This is a genomic window from Mesorhizobium sp. WSM4840 (assembly GCF_055811755.1).
In genome coordinates this window covers 1-347 of sequence record NZ_JBVVQD010000137.1, presented here as the reverse complement: position 1 = coordinate 347, position 347 = coordinate 1, and the positions used below count along the sequence as shown (strand labels likewise).

General features: G+C 68.6%; 1 protein-coding gene. It reads left to right on the top strand.

Features of this window, described 5'->3' with window-relative positions; genetic code table 11:
* Window positions 1-347: TCP-1/cpn60 chaperonin family protein (locus tag AC0L3I_RS37030; RefSeq protein WP_473530244.1), on the top strand; the 347-nt coding region annotated here is incomplete at both ends.

The following is a 347-nucleotide window of genomic DNA, read 5'->3' as shown; positions in this document are numbered from 1 at the left end:
GACAAGGAGAAGCTGCAGGAACGTCTCGCCAAGCTGGCGGGCGGCGTTGCCGTCATCCGCGTCGGCGGTGCGACCGAAGTGGAAGTCAAGGAAAAGAAGGACCGCGTCGATGACGCCCTCAACGCGACCCGCGCGGCCGTCGAAGAAGGCATCGTTCCCGGCGGCGGCGTCGCGCTGCTGCGCGCTTCGCTGGCCATCACCGTCAGCGGCGCCAACTCCGACCAGACCGCCGGCATCGCCATCGTGCGTCGCGCGCTGCAGGCTCCGGCTCGCCAGATCGCGGCCAACGCCGGTGCGGAAGCATCGATCGTTGCCGGCAAGATCCTCGAGAACAAGGGCCCGACCTT